Here is a 21,338-nt window from a genome sequence, read left to right on the forward strand (position 1 = left end):
CCTCCTATTACTTGCTTACCGCAATAATATCTTCATCTTTGATGACAATAAATTCTTCATCATCGATCTTCATTGTAGTTCCTGAATATTCTTTATATAAAACTTTATCTCCACAAGCATATCCAGCATCTTTAACATCTGCTCCAATACTTGCGACAACTGCAAGTTTTGACTTTTCTTTACCACTTGTCAAAATAATTCCACTTGCCGTAGTTTTTTCTTCTTTCTCTTTCTTTAATAAAACATAATCATGTAAAGGTTGTAACATAAAATCATCCTCCTTTTAGCACTTAGCTGTTCCAATTGCTAAATACTATTATACTCACTTTTAGCACTGATGCAATAAGTTTGCTAAAATTTAACAAAAGAAAATGGCGAGGATTACTCGCCATATACATGAATTCTATTAATCGCTCTTTCTAAAGATAATTGAGCTCTTTTTAAATTCGTATTTGAATCTTTCTTTTCTAAACGCTCTTTAGCACGTTCCATTGATTTTTTAGCACGCTCAAGATCGATATCTTTTTTTCCCTCGATCGCATCGGCTAAGATCATACCTTCATTTTTATTGAACTGTAAAAAGCCACCAGAAATCGCATAGATCTCTTCTTCGTCATTTTCATTCTTTAAAACAAGTTTACAAGGAACTAAAGATGCAAAGATTGGCATATGATTTGGTAAAATTGTAGTTTCACCAATCACTGTCTTTGCATGAATACTCTTTACGTCTTGTTTTAAATATTCGCCTTTAGGTGTTACAACTTTAAAAGCAATCATGACTATTCACCAGCCATTTTTTTAGCTTTTTCCTGTGCTTCTTCAATTGTTCCCACAAACATGAATGCTTGTTCAGGAAGATCATCGAATTCACCAGCTAATAAACGTTCGAAACTACGAATCGTATCTTCCAAAGGTACATATTTTCCAGGAATACCAGAGAATACTTCGGCTACGTTAAATGGTTGTGACAAGAAGTTACGAACACGACGTGCACGGTTTACAACCTTCTTATCTTCTTCACTTAATTCATCCATACCTAAGATGGCGATAATATCTTGAAGATCTTTATATCTCTGTAAGATATTTTGAACACCACGAGCTACCTTATAGTGTTTTTCACCAACTACAAGTGGATCCAAGATACGAGAACTTGATTCCAGTGGATCTACGGCAGGATAAATACCCAATGCCGCAATATCACGGTCCAATACGGTTTTGGCATCCAAGTGAGAGAATGTTGTTGCTGGAGCTGGGTCCGTCAAGTCATCCGCAGGCACATAAATAGCCTGTACAGAAGTGATTGAACCATCTTTAGTAGATGTGATTCTTTCTTGTAACTGTCCCATTTCAGTAGCTAATGTAGGCTGATATCCTACGGCACTAGGAACACGTCCTAATAAGGCACTTACTTCAGATCCTGCCTGAGTAAAACGGAAGATATTGTCAATAAACAACAATACATCTTGGTGTTCTACATCACGGAAATATTCCGCCATTGTAAGACCTGTTAATCCAACACGCATTCTGGCTCCTGGACTTTCATTCATCTGTCCATAAACCAATACAGTCTTATCTAATACACCACTATCTTTCATCTCGTGATACATATCGTTTCCTTCACGAGTTCTTTCGCCGACACCTACTACGACAGATTTACCACCATGTTCTTTGGCAATATTGTGGATCAATTCCTGAATTAATACGGTTTTACCTACACCGGCACCACCAAACAATCCAATCTTACCACCCTTTGCGTAAGGACATAATAAATCGATTACTTTAATACCCGTTTCTAATGGTTCACTTGTCGTACTTTGTTCATCAAATGCAGGGGCTTTTCTATGAATTGGCATAGTTTTCGCATCTACATCACCTAAACCATCAATTGGCTTACCTAATACGTTAAACATACGACCCAATACATTTTCTCCAACAGGAGCTTGGATTGGTTTTCCTGTATCAATGGCATCCATACCACGTACTAAACCATCTGTACTTCCCATCGCAATACAACGTACTCGATCTGAACCAATATCTTGTTCGACTTCTACAATTAGATTTTCTTCATTTGGGCGTTCAATTTCAATTGCCGTTAATAAATCTGGTAAATTATTTTGTGAAAACTGAATATCCACAACTGGACCAATGATCTCAACGACTTTTCCAATATTTTGACTCATCTTTACCCTCCTTTATGAAAGTGCATTTGCACCACCGACAATCTCAGTAATTTCTTGCGTAATTGCACCCTGACGTACACGGTTATATGCAAGTTCAAGATCATTCTGCAACTCTTCTGCATTGTCAGTTGCACTCTCCATTGCCATTCTTCGAGAAGCCTGCTCACTTGTTTTACTCTCTAAATAACGAGAGTAAAGAATTGATTTTGTCACCATAGGAATCATGTTTTGCAGCATTGTTTCCTTATCTGGTTCAAAAATCATATCCGCATGCATGCCTGACTTCTTTTCTTCACTAGGTTTAGAAACAGGTAAAACCGTTTCTAAAGTAGGAACAAATGTCAATGTGTTTTTATAGTGCGTATATAAAATTTGAATTTTTGAAATTTCTTTCTTTTCAAACAAGTCTAATGCATCCTGCATACATTTTGATAAAGCATTATATACATCATCCTCGTCAAGATCACTTAATACAGTTTCAACATTATAGTCACGTTTTGAAATCCATGCAGCACCACGAACTCCAACCATAACTACATGATCCTCATTTGAAAACTCATCTTGTATCATACGATACACGTTTGCGTTGTAGCCTCCACAAAGTCCCATATCACTCGTAATCACAAAGATAAAACTTGGCTTTCCTTGATTCTCATTTAAATACATAGAATCATTTCCAGCACTACGAAGTACCATTGTGAAAAGTTCTTGAAGACCTTGTGCATAACTACGGTTTTCTTCCATAATTTGTCTTTGTCTAGTTAATTTACTTGAAGCAATCAGCTGCATTGCTTTTGTGATTTTCTTTGTTGAACTAACGGAACTGATTCGAGCCTGAATAGCCTGTCTACTCTGTGCCATGTTGCGCACCCTTTTCTAGCGCATATTGTTTTGCGTAGGCATCTAAAGCCTTCTTAATATCAGCTTCTAATTCATCGTCAATTGCCTTTTTCATTTCAATCTGATCTAGAACATAAGGATATTCACGATGTACATATTCCAACATTCCCTGTTCAAATTCACCAACTTGATCGACTTCAACTGGTTTTAAATATCTATTTTTTGCAGCATATAAAGATAATACTTGTTCAGGCACTGTTAATGGTGAATATTGTTTTTGAATCAATAATTGAGTCAATCTTGCACCATGATCCAATACATCTTTTGTACTTGCATCTAAATCAGAACCAAATTTCGCAAAAGATTCCATTTCACGATATTGAGCAAGCTCTAATTTTAATGAACCAGATACCTGTTTCATAGCTTTTGTCTGTGCAGCACTACCTACACGACTTACACTTAAACCACTATCTACACTTGGACGAATACCTTCATTAAACATATCTGTCTTTAAGAAGATCTGTCCATCTGTAATTGAAATTACATTTGTAGGAATATAGGCAGAAATATCTCCGGCTTGCGTTTCAATGATTGGTAAAGCAGTTAAAGATCCACCGCCATAGTTTTCATTTAAACGAGCTGCACGCTCTAACAAACGAGAATGCAAGTAGAAGACATCTCCAGGATAGGCTTCACGTCCAGGAGGACGACGAAGAAGTAAAGACAGTGTACGGTAAGCTACGGCATGTTTTGATAAATCATCATAAACAATTAATACATCTTCTCCGTTTTCCATCCACTCTTCACCCATAGCACAACCTGCATATGGTGCAATATATTGTAATGGTGCTGCCTCAGATGCAGTAGCCGCTACAATTGTAGTATATTCCATAGCTCCATGTTGTTTTAATTTTTCAACGATTTGAGCTACAGTACTTGCCTTTTGCCCAATCGCCACATAAATACATTTTACATTTTGACCTTTTTGATTCAAAATCGTATCAATTGCAATAGCTGTTTTACCTGTTTGACGATCCCCAATGATCAACTCACGCTGACCACGTCCAATAGGAATCATAGAGTCAATAATTTTTAAACCTGTTTGTAATGGAACAGAAACACTCTTTCTTGTCATTACACCTGGGGCAACACGCTCAACTGGACGTGTTTTATCTGTTTTGATTTCACCTAAACCATCAATCGGTTGTCCTAATGCGTTGACAACACGACCCATCAAACTATCACCAACGGGAACTTCAATGATGTGACCTGTACGTTTTACAACGTCGCCTTCTTTGATATCTGAATTATCACCTAAAAGAACAACACCTACTTGTTCATCTTCTAAGTTCATGACCATACCATATACATCGTGAGGGAATAACAACAATTCACTCATCATGGCATTTTTTAATCCATATACCGTTGCGATACCATCTCCAACTGTTAGAATAGTACCACTTTCATTCATTTCAAGATCCTGGTCGATACTTTGAATCTGAGCTTTGATTAATTTTGAAATCTCTGCTGGATTTAAACTCATCATATCACCTGCTTATCTATTAATTGCTTCCTTCATTGCATCAATCTTCGCAACGACCGTATTATCCATCACCAAATCATTTGCCTGTACCTTAATACCTGCAATCAAAGATGGATCCACTTGCACTTCAAGTTCAAGTGTTTTATTTAATTTTTTCTCTAACATCTCTTTCAATCTTGATAATTGATCTTCATCAAGTTTTGATGCACTTGTCACCTTAACAATTTCAATTCTATGTTTCTTTCGATAACACTCTTCATACGCATCACTAATTTTATCAATATGTGAAAGTTCATTATGCTCATTTAACACAAGCAAGAAACGAAACACAGTTGTATCTAATTCGGATTCAAAAGCTGTCTGGATGATTTCCTTTTTCTTTACTCGAGGAATACTTGGATGTGCTAGAATTTGACTCAATTCTGGCACTGAAGTAATCACTTGCGCTACTTGTTTTAGCTCAGACATCCAAGCCATTTCTTGTTTTGGATCTTGTGCTAATTCAAATAGAGCCTGGGCATAAGGCGTGTAATCTACCATTGTTTATCGCCTGCCTGTTCAATAAAATCTTCCACAAATTGTTTTTGTGTTTCTTCATCCATTTCTTTTTTGATCAACTGACTCGCTGCACTTAAAGCAACATCACTAATTGCTTTTTTCATTTCCTTTTGAGCGTCACGCTTTTGACGTTCAATATCTTCATTTGCGTTTTTCTTAATACGCAAAGCTTCATCATTTGCTTCTTTTATAATCTGCTGTTTTTCTTGATCCGCATGTGCTCTAGCTGAAACAAGAATGGTATGAGCTTCTTGCGAAACATTACGCAATTTTTCATCATACTTTTCTTTAACATCTTCAGCCTGCTTTTTAATAGCCACTGAAGAATCGATATTTTCTTGAATTAAATCTTGTCGTTTTTGAATTAAAGTTAGTAATTTATCCCAAAAGAATTTTTTGGCAAACATTACAATCAAAAATGTAGAAATACAAACTAAAACAACATCGGTCAATGAAATTCGCAAATAATTGTCAATATTAAAGTCAATCATTACCGATTCTCCCAATCATTAACCTTTGATGAAAATTAATAAAATCGCAATGATCAACGCATAGATACCAGTTGTTTCGGCTAAGGCGATACCTAATACCATGATTGATTGAATTTTACTTGCTGCATCTGGGTTACGACCAACACTTTCTGCACCTTTACTAGCTGCAATACCCTGACCAATACCAGGACCTAAACCAGCGATCATCGCAATACCTGCACCTAAGCAAGCCATACCACGTACGAAAAATTCATTAAACATTTTATTTTCCTCCTATTAAATTAATCTTCTTGAATAGCTACTTGTTGTCCTAAGAAGAACGAACTTAGCGTAAAGAAGATATATGTCTGAATTACACCTGAGAATATATCAAAATACATATGTAAGAAAGGCGTTACTAATAAACCTAAAAGTCCTACTGGCATCAACATTTTAATCAATGTATAGACCAACATAGAAATGATATATCCCGCTAAAATATTACCAAATAAACGCATTGTCAATGAAATAGGCAAAGCTAATTCTCCAATGACATTCAATGGTGTCAATAGAAACATTGGTTCCGTCAATTCTTTCATACGAGCTAACAATCCACCTTTTTTAATACCATTACCCTGGATCATCAACCACATTGTGACAGCCAATGTCGCATTAAAACTTACATTGCTCGTTGGATTTTGAAGTCCAATCAACCCAATTAAGTTACTTACAATCATCATCACAGTCAAAGTACCAAACAATGGAACATATTTCTTTGTTGTTTCCCTTAAGTTATCTTTAATTATGTAAAGTACTAAGTTGTATATCTCTTCACAAATATACACAATCCCCTTACTTGATTTTGATGGATCTTGTGCCTCAATTTTCTTCCCTGCAAAATAGAAGAAGAACGCAAAGAAAACACAAATTCCAAGCCAAACAAGAATGGATTGCTGAATCTGTAAAGAGAACTTTCCTATGTGAATGATAATTGCACTTACATCACTCATGGAAATCCTCCTTTTCTTTTAGTGCATATAAAAGAATGGCTCCTTTATTGCACATTAACCCAACAAGAACAGCCAATATAGGCAATTCCATACATTGACAAACAACTAGAACTAGACCATACATTAAATATCGTTTCATATATTCTAGTGTACCCATCTTTTTTCCAGCCACTTCATCCGTTGGGATATTTAAAGCCATCTGAACAATTTTATGATACCCAACCAAACCTGTCAGACATCCAATCCAAACAGCTATAAATACTTGAATCATTTGAGAATGAAAAATCATTGCACAAGCTATAGAACAAAATAAGCTAAAAATTAAAGTATACCTTTTTATTTTTTTATTCATTTGCTGCATTGCTCTACCTCGATTTTTTAATTAATAAAATTACACTGCCAATTATGCTATATAACAAACCAATAATCACAAATAATGGCGTAGTATGTAACCAGCCATCAATATTATAACCAATAAGGCCAAATATCAGCATGCTCGTGCATAACATTCCCGAAAAAGCATAAGGTTTCATCGATTACTTTGTACCGAAAATACGATCGCCTGCATCTCCTAAACCAGGAACAATATATCCATGTTCATTTAAATGATCATCTAGTGATGCCAAATAAATATCTACATCTGGATGTGCTTCTTCAACCGTTTTTACACCTTCAGGAGCACCAACTAAACAAACCAATTTAATATTTGTAGCTCCCTGTTTTTTAACCATATCAATAGCTGCCACACTCGATCCACCTGTTGCCAACATTGGATCCACTACGATTGTGATAGCTTCTTCTAAATTCTTTGGATATTTTTCAAAATAAGTGTGTGGCTCTAAAGTTTCTTCATCACGATACATACCAACATGCGCAATCTTAGCTGTTGGAATTAAATCCTGAATTCCATTTACCATTCCAAGTCCAGCACGAAGAATTGGTACAATAACCACTTTTTTAGCCAATTCATAGCCAGTGTACGGACAAATTGGAGTTTCGATCTCAACAGGATTTAATGGTAAATCACGCGTGATTTCATAAACCATCAAGCCTCCAATTTCATCTAAGTTTTGACGAAAATCTTTCGTCCCCGTATCCTTTTTTCGCATAACTGTTAGCTTATGCTTAATTAAAGGATGATCAATAACTGTTAACATTTAAATTACCTACCTTTATAGTCATAATTATAACATTCTTATTCTCAATAGAAAACACTGAAAGAAATGGATTCCTCCAAAAACTTCCAGTGCTTAATTATATAGATATTCAAATTTTTAACACTAAACAATTTTATTCAATTGTCAAAATTTCAAACTGTTTAGCCGCCCTTACATCCACTTTAGAAGGATGTAAGTCCTTTCTAAGTAATACATCCGAAAATGTATCTAATGCCAAATCTTGCGTATTCGCCTCTTCACTCAAATGAGCCAAGACAATATTCTTTGTCTTCATATTGATCAACGAAGTTAAATTTAAACTTGAATCTTCATTATTCAAATGCCCACTATCACTTAAAATACGCTGCTTTAAAAACATCGGACGCTTTGTCTGCATCAAACGATTGACATCATGATTACTTTCAAAAATATAATGGTCAGCATTCGCGATATATGGCTTGATTTGATTCGGTACATATCCCGTATCGGTTACATATACCAACTTTTCACTATCTGATTCAACCACAAAACCAATGGTATGAGGTGAATCATGTGATAAACCAATAAATTGAACACTCAAATCATTAATAATCATTTTTTGATTTGGGAATACATCATGCTTATCTAAAGCATCCTTTAAATCACAATAAGAATATACATCCAAATGATTAAAATGTTTTAATTGCGAAACATGATCCGAATGCGCATGACTAATCAAAACACCATTTGTATCATCGACACAAGCTCCTACTTTTTTTAAACTTTCCATTAAATATTTTTTAGTTGAACCACAATCAATCAACAATTGCGTATCTTTATGTCGAATCAAACAACTATTGCCTTTCGAACCACTACACAACAAATCAATGCGCATAAATATCATCTCCTGAAGCTTCTAAATTTGTAAAGCGAGATATATTCTTTTCAAAAGCCAACTGAATCTTTCCAATACCACCATTACGATGTTTTGCCAAAGACAAATCGACAACTTCTGTTTCTTCTTGCGATTCCTTATCTTTATCATAATAATTACTACGATATAAGAACATTACGATATCGGCGTCCTGTTCAATAGATCCAGACTCACGCAAATCCGATAATTGAGGTTCATGATCCGTTCTTTCTTCAACCTTACGAGAAAGCTGAGAAAGCGCAATAACTGGACATTCCATTTCTTTAGCTAGAATCTTTAGGTTACGCGAAATATCACTGACCTCTTGTTGACGAGAATCGGCACGCGTTCCTGTAATCAGCTGCAAATAGTCGATCACAACTAATGAAATGGAGCCATTTTCACTCTTTAATTTACGACACTTTGAGAAAATCTGAGATACCTTGATACTACTTGTATCATCAATATAAATCTTTCTTTCACTCAAATGTGAACCTGCCTCATACAAACGAGACATCTCTTCATTTGTCAATTTACCACTACGAAGCTTATCCGAATAGACCTGAGATTCCGAACTCATCAAACGTTTCATCATAGAATCACTAGGCATTTCCAGTGAGAATATCGCAACCGCTCCCTCATTACGTTTCGCAACTTGAGCTGCAAAATTTAAGGCCAAGGCACTCTTTCCCATGGCAGGACGAGCCGCAAGGATAATTAAGTCTCCACGTTGAAAGCCATTTGTCATACGATCCAATAAGACATAACCCGTTTCAATTCCAGTTACACCTTTCATCGTACGAAGCTCTTTTAATTCATTAATAACACGAGTAACGATTTCTTCACTCGATTCAAATTCACTTCCCCTACGATGACGAGTTACATCCATAACTAAACGTTCCGCATCATCTAATACCGTATCAATATCTTCCCCAGATGAATAGCCTTCTTCACTGATTTTATCCGCAACATAAATCAGTCTTCTCAACTGTGCCTTATTCTTGATCGTTTCAATATATGATCTTGATGTTGCACTTGAAATAGCTGAATCTGCCAAGCGAATAATATAATCCGCTCCTTGACTAGACTCCAACTGATCCGTTTCCTGCAAACGCGTAACCACTGTATTCATATCAATAGGCTGACCATTTTCATGAATTGTACAGATAGCCTGATAGATCTGCTGATGAGAAGGCAAATAAAATTCTTCTGCATGTAAATCGAGTTCCTGACAATCTTGAATGACTCTTGGATAAACCATTAAAGAACCAAGCACAGATTGTTCTAAGGAAACCGCATTAGGCATTTCACGAGACATATTATGCCTTTTCACTTACATGAACAACAATTTCACCAACCACTTGTCCATGATATAAGTCAACTGGAACACGAGTTACACCCAAAGAAGCAATCGATTGATCCAATTGAAGTTTTCTTTTATCAACACGAATTCCTTTTTTAGCTAATGCCTCAACAATTTGTTTACTTGAAACAGAACCAAAAGTTGCACCATTTTTTCCTGTACTCAATCTAAACTCTAAAGTAATACCCTTTAAAGTTTCGCTTAAAGCCTCAGCCTCTTTTTTCAATTCCGCTTCATGTTCAGCTCTTTCTTCCATTTGTTTATCTAAAACTTTGGCAGAACCCTTTGTATAGGCAATGGCAGACTTATTTTTGAACAAGAAGTTTCTTGCGTATCCATCACTCACTTCGACTACATCGTCTTTCTTTCCTAATTTACGAATATCTTTAAGCAATATTACTTTCATTGTTTTGTTCCTCCTCTATACATTTTAAGATCATATCCTTCATCTGTTGTACGGATACATCTTCTCTTTCAACAGCAGCCGCACTAAAGTGACCACCACCATTTAATTTTTCCATGATTTTTTGAACATTGTATGAACCATCACTACGAGCACTAACCGCAACTGCATTTGGATTGTTCTTAACTTTCGCAATCGTAAAACTTGCGATACAACCCTTGATCAAAAGCAACGCTTGCGATACTTGAGCCATCATTGTTTTTTCCAATGTTTCATCTTCAATCGCCGCAATCATAAAATGATTGTAATAAGGCTTAGCCTGCTGAATCAGAGCATTCTTCATTGAGAAATACAAATAGTCTTCACACAAAGCTTTTTCAGCACGCTTTGTATTGGCACCCCAATTTTGTAAAGCAGCCGCCGCCTCAAATGTACGTGCATCCGTATGCATTTTAAAACGATTTGTATCCACTAAAATACCCAAATACATAATCGTAGCTTCCATTTCATAAATCGGAATATGATTCGGAATATTTTGAAGCAATTCAACAATCAATTCACAAGCTGAACTAGCACTACTTTCAACATAAGTTAATAAAGTATGTTTCACAAATGCATCACTACGTCTATGATGATCAATCACAAGAATACGGTTGCACTGATCTACAAATTCTTTAGCACTTGAAATAGCAGGAATACCATGATCAGCCATAATCAATAGGTCTTTATTGAAGTCCATAGAAGCCATGGCCTCATCTGGCGTAATCAAGCTATGTCTTTCTTCAACAACTGAAACAAATGAATTCATTACTTCTTGAAGTTGCTCATCTCTAGGTACATCTTTTAATACGATATATACTTCTTTACCTAACGCATGCACCCAACTTGATAAGGCAAGACACGCTCCCATACAGTCAAAGTCACTCATCACATGTCCAGCAATATAAACACGATTCGATTCCATAATAGCTTCTTGAATCGATTGTGCCATAATACGCACACGCACTTTAGAACGAGTCGAACTAGTTTCTGAGTTTCCACCTACAAACTGTACGGTTCCTCCACTAGCACGAATGGCCGCCTGATCTCCACCACGACTTTGAGCTAGTTCAATCAGTTCATTGACCATATCATCTAAAACTGTGAAATCATTCGATCCATACGCAAAAGCCATACTTAAAGTAATAGAAACATCCAATTTATTAGCTTCATCTTTGATTAATTGTAAAATTGTAAAATTCTGTTTGCGTACTTGAGCCAAAATCTCTTTATTTAAAATAACCAAGAAACGATCCGAACGCAAACGTCTGACAAACATTTTATTTTCTTTTGCCCAAGTAACTAAAGATGCTCTTAAATGCGTATTGATTTGTGCCATGATCTCTTCATTTTCATAAGATTGATATTCCATATAATTGTCTAACTGCAACAAACCAATCACAATTTCATTATCTAAATACTGTTGACGCATATTATAGTAATCCGTAATATCTTTCACATACAAAATTTGAGCATCTCTTTTACGCGTGATTTCATAGATACGACCTTCACTTTTACCAATGACCATATCTACATCATCATCAAATAAAGTACGAATATTACTGATCCAACTCGTCAATTTATTGTTAGTCAGGTTAATTCCTTTTTCCTTAAAGAAAGGCGAAGCCCACGTTACAATATATTCTTCGTTGTACGTTAAAATACCAACATCACCAAAACTTAGTGCATCCTTGGCATCTTTACCCAACACTCTTGATATATCGACTTCTGTTTTCATACCATGCTTCTTTAAAGCTTTCCAAAAGCCAAAAAAAGCATACATTAAAATAATTCCTACAATTAAGGCTGCAACCATGAATATGTATTCTTTTTTCAAAAATAACAGAAGCGATAGTATGCCACCTAAAACAAGGCCTGTAACGCATAGACTACGCCACTTTTCAAATTGTTTCATATAGAAAACCTCTATTCTTTTCTCAACTGCAAAAGACAGTCTAATTCTCCCATAAACATCCACAATAAATTAAGTCCAGGTATAAAAGCTCCAAAAATAGAAAGGAATGACCATTTCTTTTTTTGATACTTTACACATAAACTCATAAAATAAACAACACCAAAATATAAAAGTAAAGCACAATCCACAAAGAAAATAATTTGTGCTAAATCAACGATCCCCGTTGGACATTCTATCACATTTTGAATAAAAAAGAACGCAATCCACACAACAACAGAGCATACTCCAACCCATCTTGGACTTTGTACCTTCGATAATGGCTGCAATGGAACTATATCCATATGCATACGCATGCATACCATCAATGCGACTAAGTGAATACATAAAGCTTGTAAAAGACCTAGCATTCCTATCATCAAGTATGTGAATACTTTTAAACTGATAAATGGAATGTATTGTGAAATCATACGGAAATCTTCATAGAAATCAATACCAAATAATGTACTCCACAATAGAATAATGCATAAATTAGCTAAAACAGAAAGAATAAAACAGAAAATAAAATTCGTCATATTCTTAACGTGTTTAGATACACCCACGCCATATAAAAAGCCAATCAATAATGAAGTCCAACTATAAAACCAGGTTGTAAAGCCGCCAAAAAACATGGTCATTAAACCCATACAAATGGTGACCAAAAGTCCCATTTTGACTCCACTCATAGCTGTATAAATAAGTACAGGAAATGCAAAAATCCAGGAAGCACTGGATTCAATCATTAATGCACTCTGTTGATTTAAAAATAATAAAGCTCCATAAATAGCGCAAACCATAGCGCCTTTTGTGATTTGTTTCGTTTTTATCATATGATTATTATATAAAATAAAAAAAAAGACTTCAATATATGAAGTCTAATTAGTCAACCACGTAAGGTAACAAAGCCATTTGACGAGCACGTTTAATAGCTGTTGCTAACATTCTTTGGTATTTTGCACGAGTTCCAGTCACACGTCTAGGAATAATTTTTCCGTTAGCGTTGATGAAACGTTTTAATAATTCTACGTCTTTGTAGTCGATTTCCTTAATTTTGTTCTTAGTGAAGTAACAAACTTTTTTACGACCCATACGTTGTTTTTTAAATGCCATAAGTAAGTCCTTCCTTTCTAGAATGGTAAGTCATCACTAGCAATATCCAGTGAATCATTCGCATTGAATGTTGAATCAAATGCGTTGTTTGTATTCTGCGCAGGATTTGAATATGGATTTTGATTATATCCATTCTGTGCAGGAGCAGTATATGTATTTTGAGCAAAACCTTGATTCATTCCATAATCTTGGCTTCCAGCTGAGTAATTTGATTGTGCATTTTTTGGTTCTAAGAATTGAACACTTTCTGCCACAACCTCTGTAACATATACCCTTTGTCCTTGTTGATTATCATAAGAACGAGTTTGAATACGTCCTTCTAAACCAATCAATGAACCTTTGTGTAAATACTGTGTCATCAAATCAGCTGTTTTATTCCAAGCTACACAGTTAATAAAATCTGCATCTGGCTGTCCTTGTGTTGAAACACGACGACCAACTGCCATTGTGAATGAGCAAACACTTGTTCCACTTTGCGTTTTACGTAATTCTGGATCACGTGTTAAACGCCCAACTAATACTACTCGATTAATCATATGTATTTAACCTCGATTATTTTTCGCTTTCAGTTTTAACAACCATAATACGAATTACATTGTTGCTGATACGAGACAAACGTTGGAATTCGAAAACTCCTGCATTGTTTGCAGTTACGTTGATAACTACATAGTGTCCCTTCTTCATGTGATTGATTTCGTAAGCGAATTCTTTCACACCCCAGTCATCTACTTTGTCAATTGAACCACCGTTGTCAGTGATTGTTGCATGTAAACGATCTGAAACTGTTTTGAACGCTGCATCATCTAAAGATGCATTCACAATGTACATAATTTCATATTTTTTCATGTGTACACCTCCCTTTGGTCTTTTTTGGCTTCTTTCGAAGCAGAGAACAGGCATAAACCTGCTTTGTTATTATAACAAAAAAAGACTTTGCTTGTAAACCACAAAGTCTAATATTTTTTTAATTGATATTGCGCATTATAGTAAAGCTCATTAAATTTAGTTCCCGAAAACACTTCAAGCACATCGTTTAAACTGGAAACCAACTTATAATCCTGAATATTTGATAATGGAATCCACTTTGATTCTTCATTTATTTCTCCATTAAATACATTCGTTTTATATAAGAATACAATATGTCTACAATTATCACTTGTGATAAATTGTTTGGTTCCACATAAACTAAGTTGTTCTACATTTAAACCTGTCTTCTCTTTTACATCACGAATTGCCGATTGTACAAAAGATTCACCAAGTTCAATATGACCTGTTGGCAATGTATATCCATTTGGATTCTGGCTATTTTGAACTAGCACATTTCCATTTTCATCTTGAACCATGACCATATTTGTAAGTTCACAATATTCAGCTTGCTTATTCGCATTCAATCGTCTTCTTTCAAGGGCTAATTTACCATCCGCTACAATATTACGAATCTCTGTTGAAATACGACGTTCTGGGAAAGCTTTCGAAATATGTTTTTTAGCTTCTAATGAGAAGTTATCCAAACTGCTTTGGAATTCTTCAATACGTTGGGTTAAATCAGGACGAGATAACATCCATTCTTGGAAAGCTTCTTGCGCTTCTTGAACACGCAATTGACTTTCGGCTTCGAAATCCTTCTTGAAAGCTTCCATTTGTGTTTGCACCTTTTGGAATACTTTCTTGCGACGAAGTAGGGCAAGTACTGTGAATACACAGTCAATGCCAAAACCAATTGTAAAGGCTGATAAAAAACTCATCAATGCCGTAAGCGGAATATCTAATACAATATCTTGAATCACTGGATGAACAATATAAACCACCACAATGGACATAATGCCAAATAAAGTGGAATTCAACAAACATACACGTCCATTAATATTCATAAATCTTTCAGAATAATCCCACCATCTTGTTTTAAATAAGATTTCCATGACCCAACTTGTAATATATTCCAAAGTACTTGTAATTAGGACTCCCAAAATAAATACAAGTATTGGATAATCTTTCACAAACAATAAAGGATATAAAACTAGTAAAGCACCTACTCCATAGATTGGACAATATGGACCATACAAGAAGCCTCGGTTAATAAACTTCTTTGCAGGAATTCCACAATATAAATCTTCACACACCCAACCTAAAAAGGCATACAAAATAAAGTAGGCATACGCATACACAAATTCCATCATACACTAGCCTTCATTTCTTCACTTAATTTCGCATTGGCCAACATCAAGCGAATACGATTTTCCTGATTTACTTTTGAAGCACTCGGATCATAGTCAATCGCAACAATATTAGCTTCAGGATATTCATCCTTGATCTTACGAACCATGCCTTTGGCAACAATATGATTGGGTAAACAACCAAATGGCTGTGCACTGATCACATTGGTAACACCGCTTTTAATTAATGAAACAACCTCACCTGTTAAAAGCCAACCTTCACCCATTTTTACACCAGGATCAATAAAAGCTTTTCCATTATCAATCACTTCACTAAAATCATCCGGCGCAATAAATGTACCATCTTTTTTTACGATATCTCTAAATGTTTTCTGCATACGCATAATCACATCTTTTACTATATTGTATATATAGTGATTCTTAGCGTGCATATGATAATATTCATAATCAATAATTGAATTTTCTACGCAGTATAACGCAAAATCCATCACGCCTGATAGAACAGGTTCAAAGCCTTCTTCAATTAAATAATCTTCTAAATGTTGGTTTCCTAATGGAGAATATTTCATATAGATTTCTCCAACAATTCCAATCCGAATCTTATCTTGAGTTCGATCTTGAGGAATTGCCTTAAACATTTCCAACATCTTTTTATAAATACGTTTGGATTGTTTATAAGAACCATGTTCAAATGTTGGAATCAATTCATCAATAAATTGATTGACTGCCTTTTCTGTAGCTCCTTTTTCAAGTTCATAAGGCTTTACTTGATTGCTAAGCCACATTAAGGCATCTCCATATAAAGCTCCATAAAGAATACGAAGAATCAAAGGCATGGTAAATTCAACGCTACTGCCTTTTTCAAGTCCATTCGCATTGGCAGATAAACAAGGAATGTGTTGCCATCCTTCCATAGCCAAAGCTTTTCTTAATAAGGAAAGATAATTGCTGGCACGACATCCTCCGGCTGTTTGTGTAATAGCACAAGCTACATGATCCATATCGTACTTACCACTTTTTAAGGCATCAATCATTTGTCCAATAACCAATAATGCTGGATAACAAGTATCATTATGCACATGGGCCAAGCCTTCTTCACGTACTTGATCTCCTTCATTTGTCAAAACTTCTAATTTATACCCACTTTTCGCAAAGACCGGTGTCAATAAACAAAAGTGAATGGGAAGCATAGAAGGAACTAAAATTGTATAATCCTTCTTCATATCCGAATTAAATAATGTATATTCTAAACTCAATTTTAGACTCCTTTCTTTTGGGCAATCGCCTCTTTTAAAGAACGCAAACGAATTTTAGCTGCACCTAAATTATCAATTTCATCAATCTTGATTTGTGTATAAAATTTATTTCCATCCTTTAATATATCTCGAACCTCATCACTTGTGATCGCATCAATACCACATCCAAAACTTACAAGCTGAATTAAATTCATGTCTTTATTGTCATTCACATAGTGAGCTGCTTGATATAATCTTGCATGATATGTCCATTGATTTAAAACATTCACTTTGTGATTCATCTGACGAGGAACACTTTCTTCACTGACCACCACAAAGCCAAGTTGTGTCAACAATTGATTCATTTGGTGATTGATGAGTGGATCTAAGTGATATGGACGTCCACAAAGAACAATAATCGGATGATTGTTTTCGCGTGCATACAAAACGGCTTTTCGATGTTCTTTTACCAATTGTTCATGGAATGCTTCATATTCATTTGTTGCAGCGTTTTTCGCAATAATAATATCTTTTTCACTAAAATGAATACCCACTTTTTCAAAATGCATGCGTATAGCTTTCGCAAAAGTTGCATTGTCATCAAAACTAATAAATGGATATACAATTTTTGTATCACCAAAATCCATATTGGCCGCGATCACTTCTGGATAGTAGGCAACTAATGGACAATTATAATGATTATCCGATTGATGTTCATCTACATTATAGGTCATACATGGATAGAAAATCACATCTATACCTTCATTGATCAATTGTTGAATGTGTCCATGGACGACTTTAGCTGGAAAACATGCCGTATCACTTGGAATACTTTGTTGTCCTGAATGATACATTTCTTTTGTGCTTGGCTTTGACCATACAATTTCATAGCCTAAACTATCAAAGAATCGTGTCCAGAAAGGCAATAAATCATAGTTATTTAAAACTAGAGGCATACCAATCTTTTTATCATGCTTGAATTTTTTCTTTTGCGCATTCAACATATCTGTTTTGATCTTATATAGATCTGGAAGTTCTTCCTTCTTTGTCTCTAAATGATGCACCATCTTATCACATTTGTTTCCGGCAACTAAACGTGTTCCATCATTAAATGTATTGATTGTCAATGAACAATGGTTATTGCAGCCTTGGCAAGCCACAGATTGTGATTTATGCGTAAATTTAACAAGTTGTTCATAATTCAAAATATTACTTTTAGTACGATGTAATTTTTTGGCATATAAAGCCGCACCATAAGCACCCATTAAAGGTGCAATACTTGGTCGAATCACTTCAAGTCCTAGCTCTTGTTCAAAACAGCGAAGGACAGAATCATTTTGGAAAGTTCCACCTTGTACAACGATATGTTTTCCTATATCATCCTTATTTTTGGCACGAATGACTTTATACAATGCGTTCTTTACAACAGATTTACATAATCCAGCTGAAATATCTTCAATGCTGGCACCATTCTTTTGAGCTTGTTTAACCCCTGAATTCATAAATACCGTACATCGTGTTCCTAAATCCACAGGGTGTTTTGATTTCAATCCTAATTTAGCGAATTCTTTCGCATCATATCCTAATGATTTTGCGAATGTTTCAATAAATGAACCACATCCACTTGAACAAGCTTCATTCAATACAATATCGTCGATGTGTCCATCACGAATTTTAAAGCACTTAATATCCTGTCCACCAATGTCTAGTATGTAGTCTACATCTGGATTAAAGGAGCGTGCAGCCGTATAATGTGCCATTGTTTCAACAATTCCACCATCTAAATGGAAGGCATGACGCATCAATTCTTCACCATATCCTGTGGCATAGGCTCCATAAATTTTAATATTTGGATTTGTTTCATAAATCTTCTTTAAATCCTCTAATACAACATCTAGTGGATTTCCCTTATTTGAAGTGTATGAATCATATAGAATCGCATCGTTTTCATCCAATAAAACGAGTTTTGTGGTCGTTGAACCTGAATCAATTCCTAAATAGGCTTTGCCTAAATAATCTTTTAACTGAGCATACTTCGCATCATGTGATTTATGACGTTCAATAAATTTTTGATAGTCTTCTTCATTTTCAAATAAAGGTTTTGATTCCGTTAATTTAGCCGGTGCATGCACTAAATCTTCTAGAGCCTTATACAATTCATCATATGTATATTCTTGATCTGCACAAATGGCTGTCCCTAGTGCCACAAAGTTAATGGCTGTTTCAGGACAATTGACTTGTGCATCACTTAATTTTAAAGTCTCGACAAAACGTTTTCTTAGTCCACTTAAGAAATATAAAGGACCACCTAAAAATAGAATATTTCCTTCAATCTTTCTTCCTTGTGCAAGTGAAGTGATAGTTTGATCTACAACTGCTTGAAAAATACTAGCACACAAATCACATTTATCCACACCTTGATTGATCAATGGCTGAATATCTGTTTTCGCAAACACACCACAGCGAGATGCGATGGGATATAAACGATGATAGTTTAAACTAGCTTCATTCATTTCTTCCAAAGACATATTTAATAAGGTAGACATTTGGTCAATAAATGCACCTGTACCACCGGCACAAGTGGAATTCATTCTTTGTTCTACACTTCCTTGAAAGAAAAGAATTTTTGCGTCTTCTCCACCAAGTTCAATGGCGCAATCCGTTCCTGGATATAATTTAGTGACTCCCGTTGCACTTGCGAATACTTCTTGCACAAATGGCAACTCACCTTGTTCGCATAATCCTAAAGCACCCGATCCACTGATTGCGAATTTAAATGGTTCTTTTGTATATTTCTTTAATTCTACTAATTTATCTAAAGCTTTTTGACGCACTTGCGCCTTGTGTCTTTCATAACTTTTATAACAGATTTGGTTATTTTCATCTAAAACAACTGCTTTGATTGTTGTACTTCCAATGTCGAATCCTATACGATAACCCATAATCTCCTCCATTTTCTTATTTTATCAGTATTATTATACTCATTTTTCATTTTTTTTCATGTTTTCAGCTCAAAATTAATACAACACAATAAATATGTTCACTTTGTTGTAGATTATTCGAAACAAAACATATATCATTAAATTAACAAATTGTTTACATATCAAAGATTAAAATTTGATAAAATTAATTTTGGAAAGTTGGTAAAACAGATGAAAAACAAATTAACAAAACTTGAATTCAAGTGGATTTGTTACGACATGGGAAACTCTGCCTTTATTTTATTAGTCGCAACAATTCTTCCTATTTATTTTAATTATCTTTCAAGCTCACAAGGTGTAGCCGAACACAACTACTTAAGTTATTGGAGCTATGCAGCAAGTATTTCGACATTAATTGTTGCACTTGCAGGTCCAATTCTAGGAACACTAGCTGACTATAAAAATCACAAAAAGAAAATCTTCTTAACAACCGCGATGCTAGGCGCATTGGCCCTTGCATGTTTCTGGATTCCTAGTTCTTGGTTTGCATTTCTAGTACTATTTGTAGCTGCCAAAGTTGCCTATTCTTTATCTTTGATCGTATATGACTCCATGTTAACAGACATTACGACAGAAGAAAGAATGGATGCCGTAAGTTCAAAAGGATATGCATGGGGATATATTGGTAGTGTTGTTCCATTTATTATCAGTTTAGTCTTTGTATTAATGTATGACAAAATGGGCATGACATTAAAAACAGCTATGATGATCGCATTTATATTAAATGCGGTATGGTGGATTGCCTTTACACTTCCTTTAGTAAAGAGCTACAAACAAAAATACTATATTGAACCAGAAGCACATCCTGCTTTGGATACATTTACTCGTTTAAAAGACACTTTAATGAAAGCTAAAGAACAAAAGAAAGTCTTCTTATTCTTACTTGCATTCTTCTTCTATATTGATGGTGTATATACAATCATTGATATGGCTACCGCATATGGAACAAGTTTAGGATTAAATACAACTGGACTTCTATTAGCCTTATTGTTGACACAAATCGTTGCCTTCCCTGCAAGTTTAACATTTGCCGTATTATCGAAGACAAAAAACACAGCTTCATTAATTAAAGTCGCAATCATCGCATACTTCTTAATTGCCCTATTTGCCGTACAATTAGATAAACAATGGGAATTCTGGGTATTAGCGGTTGCGGTTGGATGTTTCCAAGGTGGTATTCAAGCTTTATCTAGATCATACTTCGCAAAGATCATTCCAGAAAATGCCAGTGGTGAATACTTCGGATTATTCGATATCTGTGGTAAAGGCGCTAGCTTTTTAGGAACTATGTTGATTGGTGTTGTAACACAGATTACAGGTAAACAAAACTTAGGTGTTGCCGCTATCTCTATCATGTTTGTGGTTGGATATTTAATCTTTAATAAAGTATCCAAAATGGACGACTAAAAAAGATTGTACAAATAAAGTACAA

Annotated in this window: 24 protein-coding genes; 1 reads left to right on the top strand and 23 read right to left on the bottom strand. The window is 35.1% G+C overall.

The features are described 5' to 3' along the window. Nucleotides 1-7 precede the first annotated feature (7 nt). From Q0E86_RS03970 to Q0E86_RS04075, 23 genes are all read right to left on the bottom strand, one after another. Nucleotides 8-268 (bottom strand): co-chaperone GroES, encoded by a 261-nt coding sequence (locus Q0E86_RS03970; RefSeq protein ID WP_117572063.1) that lies wholly within the window; start codon nt 266-268, stop codon nt 8-10. A gap of 113 nt (nt 269-381) precedes the next feature. Further along, on the bottom strand, nt 382-777 hold the full coding sequence (gene atpC, locus Q0E86_RS03975; protein WP_295754662.1) for an ATP synthase F1 subunit epsilon: 396 nt from the start codon (nt 775-777) through the stop codon (nt 382-384). A gap of 2 nt (nt 778-779) precedes the next feature. After that, complete coding sequence (gene atpD / locus Q0E86_RS03980) at nt 780-2,180, bottom strand: F0F1 ATP synthase subunit beta (protein ID WP_295754665.1); 1,401 nt, start codon at nt 2,178-2,180, stop codon at nt 780-782. Between the two features lie 12 nt (nt 2,181-2,192). Next, complete coding sequence (atpG, locus tag Q0E86_RS03985; RefSeq protein ID WP_295754666.1) at nt 2,193-3,041, bottom strand: ATP synthase F1 subunit gamma; 849 nt, start codon at nt 3,039-3,041, stop codon at nt 2,193-2,195. Then, nucleotides 3,028-4,563 carry a F0F1 ATP synthase subunit alpha gene (gene atpA / locus Q0E86_RS03990; RefSeq protein WP_295754667.1) on the bottom strand — a complete coding sequence of 512 codons (1,536 nt, stop codon included), beginning with the start codon at nt 4,561-4,563 and terminating at the stop codon, nt 3,028-3,030. The genes atpG and atpA overlap by 14 nt, the downstream gene beginning before the upstream one ends. A gap of 12 nt (nt 4,564-4,575) precedes the next feature. Then, nucleotides 4,576-5,103, bottom strand: coding sequence for an ATP synthase F1 subunit delta (gene atpH / locus Q0E86_RS03995; protein ID WP_295754669.1), 528 nt, complete (start codon nt 5,101-5,103; stop codon nt 4,576-4,578). Next, a complete protein-coding gene (gene atpF / locus Q0E86_RS04000; RefSeq protein WP_295754671.1) occupies nt 5,097-5,612 on the bottom strand; it encodes a F0F1 ATP synthase subunit B in 516 nt (171 codons plus the stop codon). Before atpF ends, atpH begins: the two co-directional genes overlap by 7 nt. An 18-nt stretch (nt 5,613-5,630) precedes the next feature. After that, on the bottom strand, nt 5,631-5,873 hold the full coding sequence (gene atpE / locus Q0E86_RS04005) for an ATP synthase F0 subunit C (RefSeq protein ID WP_003864774.1): 243 nt from the start codon (nt 5,871-5,873) through the stop codon (nt 5,631-5,633). Nucleotides 5,874-5,893: 20 nt separating this feature from the next. Beyond that, a complete protein-coding gene (atpB, locus tag Q0E86_RS04010) occupies nt 5,894-6,601 on the bottom strand; it encodes a F0F1 ATP synthase subunit A (protein WP_295754673.1) in 708 nt (235 codons plus the stop codon). Continuing rightward, on the bottom strand, nt 6,594-6,953 hold the full coding sequence (locus Q0E86_RS04015; RefSeq protein WP_295754675.1) for a hypothetical protein: 360 nt from the start codon (nt 6,951-6,953) through the stop codon (nt 6,594-6,596). The genes atpB and Q0E86_RS04015 overlap by 8 nt, the downstream gene beginning before the upstream one ends. 13 nt (nt 6,954-6,966) lie before the next feature. Beyond that, nucleotides 6,967-7,134: an AtpZ/AtpI family protein gene (locus tag Q0E86_RS11150; protein WP_083783520.1), complete on the bottom strand. Its 168-nt coding sequence runs from the start codon at nt 7,132-7,134 to the stop codon at nt 6,967-6,969. A gap of 3 nt (nt 7,135-7,137) precedes the next feature. Beyond that, nucleotides 7,138-7,758, bottom strand: a complete 621-nt coding sequence (gene upp, locus Q0E86_RS04020; RefSeq protein WP_003864777.1) for a uracil phosphoribosyltransferase — start codon at nt 7,756-7,758, stop codon at nt 7,138-7,140. A gap of 133 nt (nt 7,759-7,891) precedes the next feature. Next, complete coding sequence (locus tag Q0E86_RS04025) at nt 7,892-8,632, bottom strand: MBL fold metallo-hydrolase (protein WP_295754677.1); 741 nt, start codon at nt 8,630-8,632, stop codon at nt 7,892-7,894. Then, entirely contained in the window at nt 8,622-9,968 is a 1,347-nt protein-coding gene (gene dnaB, locus Q0E86_RS04030) for a replicative DNA helicase (RefSeq protein WP_295754679.1), read from the bottom strand. The genes Q0E86_RS04025 and dnaB overlap by 11 nt, the downstream gene beginning before the upstream one ends. A gap of 1 nt (nt 9,969) precedes the next feature. Further along, nucleotides 9,970-10,419: a 50S ribosomal protein L9 gene (rplI, locus tag Q0E86_RS04035; protein ID WP_295754681.1), complete on the bottom strand. Its 450-nt coding sequence runs from the start codon at nt 10,417-10,419 to the stop codon at nt 9,970-9,972. Beyond that, nucleotides 10,400-12,370 (bottom strand): DHH family phosphoesterase, encoded by a 1,971-nt coding sequence (locus tag Q0E86_RS04040; protein ID WP_295754682.1) that lies wholly within the window; start codon nt 12,368-12,370, stop codon nt 10,400-10,402. The genes rplI and Q0E86_RS04040 overlap by 20 nt, the downstream gene beginning before the upstream one ends. 11 nt (nt 12,371-12,381) lie before the next feature. Continuing rightward, the gene (locus Q0E86_RS04045) at nt 12,382-13,236 is read right to left on the bottom strand and encodes a DUF2232 domain-containing protein (protein WP_295754684.1); all 855 of its coding nucleotides are present in this window, start codon (nt 13,234-13,236) and stop codon (nt 12,382-12,384) included. 49 nt (nt 13,237-13,285) lie between these two features. Beyond that, nucleotides 13,286-13,516 carry a 30S ribosomal protein S18 gene (gene rpsR, locus Q0E86_RS04050; RefSeq protein ID WP_003864783.1) on the bottom strand — a complete coding sequence of 77 codons (231 nt, stop codon included), beginning with the start codon at nt 13,514-13,516 and terminating at the stop codon, nt 13,286-13,288. Between the two features lie 17 nt (nt 13,517-13,533). Then, the gene (gene ssb / locus Q0E86_RS04055) at nt 13,534-14,052 is read right to left on the bottom strand and encodes a single-stranded DNA-binding protein (protein WP_288519935.1); all 519 of its coding nucleotides are present in this window, start codon (nt 14,050-14,052) and stop codon (nt 13,534-13,536) included. Nucleotides 14,053-14,068: 16 nt separating this feature from the next. Beyond that, on the bottom strand, nt 14,069-14,362 hold the full coding sequence (gene rpsF, locus Q0E86_RS04060) for a 30S ribosomal protein S6 (RefSeq protein WP_295754687.1): 294 nt from the start codon (nt 14,360-14,362) through the stop codon (nt 14,069-14,071). Between the two features lie 107 nt (nt 14,363-14,469). Continuing rightward, nucleotides 14,470-15,693, bottom strand: a complete 1,224-nt coding sequence (locus Q0E86_RS04065) for a putative ABC transporter permease (protein WP_295754689.1) — start codon at nt 15,691-15,693, stop codon at nt 14,470-14,472. Then, nucleotides 15,690-16,946 carry a 2-hydroxyacyl-CoA dehydratase gene (locus Q0E86_RS04070; RefSeq protein ID WP_295754691.1) on the bottom strand — a complete coding sequence of 419 codons (1,257 nt, stop codon included), beginning with the start codon at nt 16,944-16,946 and terminating at the stop codon, nt 15,690-15,692. Before Q0E86_RS04070 ends, Q0E86_RS04065 begins: the two co-directional genes overlap by 4 nt. A 2-nt stretch (nt 16,947-16,948) precedes the next feature. Beyond that, nucleotides 16,949-19,867: an acyl-CoA dehydratase activase gene (locus tag Q0E86_RS04075; protein ID WP_295754694.1), complete on the bottom strand. Its 2,919-nt coding sequence runs from the start codon at nt 19,865-19,867 to the stop codon at nt 16,949-16,951. A 210-nt stretch (nt 19,868-20,077) separates the two neighbouring features. Here Q0E86_RS04075 and Q0E86_RS04080 point away from each other — a divergent pair, with 210 nt between their 5' ends. After that, complete coding sequence (locus tag Q0E86_RS04080; protein ID WP_295754696.1) at nt 20,078-21,313, top strand: MFS transporter; 1,236 nt, start codon at nt 20,078-20,080, stop codon at nt 21,311-21,313. The last annotated feature ends 25 nt before the right edge of the window (nt 21,314-21,338 follow it).

This window comes from uncultured Holdemanella sp., assembly GCF_934754935.1.
Classification (GTDB): Bacteria; Bacillota_I; Bacilli_A; order Erysipelotrichales; family Erysipelotrichaceae; genus Holdemanella.

Excerpts from the sequence above, each read along its gene's own strand:
- dnaB (WP_295754679.1), bottom strand. The coding sequence starts at position 9,968 with ATGTCTCGTGAAATGCCTAATGCGGTTTCCTTAGAACAATCTGTGCTT.
- Q0E86_RS04080 (WP_295754696.1), top strand. The coding sequence starts at position 20,078 with ATGAAAAACAAATTAACAAAACTTGAATTCAAGTGGATTTGTTACGAC.
- upp (WP_003864777.1), bottom strand. The coding sequence starts at position 7,758 with ATGTTAACAGTTATTGATCATCCTTTAATTAAGCATAAGCTAACAGTT.
- Q0E86_RS11150 (WP_083783520.1), bottom strand. The coding sequence starts at position 7,134 with ATGAAACCTTATGCTTTTTCGGGAATGTTATGCACGAGCATGCTGATA.
- Q0E86_RS04015 (WP_295754675.1), bottom strand. The coding sequence starts at position 6,953 with ATGAATAAAAAAATAAAAAGGTATACTTTAATTTTTAGCTTATTTTGT.
- Q0E86_RS04040 (WP_295754682.1), bottom strand. The coding sequence starts at position 12,370 with ATGAAACAATTTGAAAAGTGGCGTAGTCTATGCGTTACAGGCCTTGTT.
- atpC (WP_295754662.1), bottom strand. The coding sequence starts at position 777 with ATGATTGCTTTTAAAGTTGTAACACCTAAAGGCGAATATTTAAAACAA.
- rplI (WP_295754681.1), bottom strand. The coding sequence starts at position 10,419 with ATGAAAGTAATATTGCTTAAAGATATTCGTAAATTAGGAAAGAAAGAC.
- ssb (WP_288519935.1), bottom strand. The coding sequence starts at position 14,052 with ATGATTAATCGAGTAGTATTAGTTGGGCGTTTAACACGTGATCCAGAA.
- atpE (WP_003864774.1), bottom strand. The coding sequence starts at position 5,873 with ATGTTTAATGAATTTTTCGTACGTGGTATGGCTTGCTTAGGTGCAGGT.
- atpD (WP_295754665.1), bottom strand. The coding sequence starts at position 2,180 with ATGAGTCAAAATATTGGAAAAGTCGTTGAGATCATTGGTCCAGTTGTG.
- rpsR (WP_003864783.1), bottom strand. The coding sequence starts at position 13,516 with ATGGCATTTAAAAAACAACGTATGGGTCGTAAAAAAGTTTGTTACTTC.
- Q0E86_RS04075 (WP_295754694.1), bottom strand. The coding sequence starts at position 19,867 with ATGGGTTATCGTATAGGATTCGACATTGGAAGTACAACAATCAAAGCA.
- atpH (WP_295754669.1), bottom strand. The coding sequence starts at position 5,103 with ATGGTAGATTACACGCCTTATGCCCAGGCTCTATTTGAATTAGCACAA.
- atpB (WP_295754673.1), bottom strand. The coding sequence starts at position 6,601 with ATGAGTGATGTAAGTGCAATTATCATTCACATAGGAAAGTTCTCTTTA.
- atpF (WP_295754671.1), bottom strand. The coding sequence starts at position 5,612 with ATGATTGACTTTAATATTGACAATTATTTGCGAATTTCATTGACCGAT.
- atpA (WP_295754667.1), bottom strand. The coding sequence starts at position 4,563 with ATGAGTTTAAATCCAGCAGAGATTTCAAAATTAATCAAAGCTCAGATT.
- rpsF (WP_295754687.1), bottom strand. The coding sequence starts at position 14,362 with ATGAAAAAATATGAAATTATGTACATTGTGAATGCATCTTTAGATGAT.
- Q0E86_RS03970 (WP_117572063.1), bottom strand. The coding sequence starts at position 268 with ATGTTACAACCTTTACATGATTATGTTTTATTAAAGAAAGAGAAAGAA.
- Q0E86_RS04045 (WP_295754684.1), bottom strand. The coding sequence starts at position 13,236 with ATGATAAAAACGAAACAAATCACAAAAGGCGCTATGGTTTGCGCTATT.
- Q0E86_RS04025 (WP_295754677.1), bottom strand. The coding sequence starts at position 8,632 with ATGCGCATTGATTTGTTGTGTAGTGGTTCGAAAGGCAATAGTTGTTTG.
- Q0E86_RS04065 (WP_295754689.1), bottom strand. The coding sequence starts at position 15,693 with ATGATGGAATTTGTGTATGCGTATGCCTACTTTATTTTGTATGCCTTT.
- atpG (WP_295754666.1), bottom strand. The coding sequence starts at position 3,041 with ATGGCACAGAGTAGACAGGCTATTCAGGCTCGAATCAGTTCCGTTAGT.